1 protein-coding gene is annotated in these 509 nt (G+C 74.1%); it reads left to right on the top strand.

What is annotated here, in order from left to right; translation table 11 throughout:
• Nucleotides 1-38: 38 nt before the first annotated feature.
• Nucleotides 39-509 (top strand): hypothetical protein (locus tag PUR61_RS33280; protein ID WP_329883241.1); only part of this gene is annotated, 471 nt, incomplete at its 3' end.

Here is a 509-nt window from a genome sequence, read left to right as displayed (position 1 = left end):
TCGTCAAGAAGGTTTCCGCCGCTCTGTCGGGTTCTGTCGTGAAGGTCACGGCCGAAACGACGGTACGGAGTGGGGTGGACGCCACGGAGGCCGCCGCCGCTGCCGCAGGAGCGGCGGTCGTCTCGTCGGAAGCCGCCGCCGTCGCCGCCACGGTCGTCACGGTCTCGCCCGAAGCCGCCGGACGGCCGGTCCTCGCGGCCACGGTAACCGCCGCCGCTGCCTCCGGAGGGGCGGTCGTCACGGCCGCGGAAGCCGCCACCGCTTCCTCCCGAGGGGCGGTCGTCACGACGGAAGCCGCCGCGGTCGCCGCCACGGTCGTCACGGTCACGACCGAAACCACCGGACGGACGGTCGTCACGACGGAACCCACCGCCACTGCCACCCGACGGGCGGTCGTCACGGTCACGACCAAAGCCGCCGGAGGGGCGGTCGTCACGACGGAGGCAGCACCGCCGGCCACCACTCGCGGGGCGGACTCGACAGAAAAGAGGGGACGGCCGGGGGGGGCG

This window comes from Streptomyces sp. BE20 (assembly GCF_036322525.1).
Classification (GTDB): Bacteria; Actinomycetota; Actinomycetes; order Streptomycetales; family Streptomycetaceae; genus Kitasatospora.
Note: the sequence above shows the minus strand (reverse complement) of the source record. Positions and strands in the feature narration are given on the sequence as shown.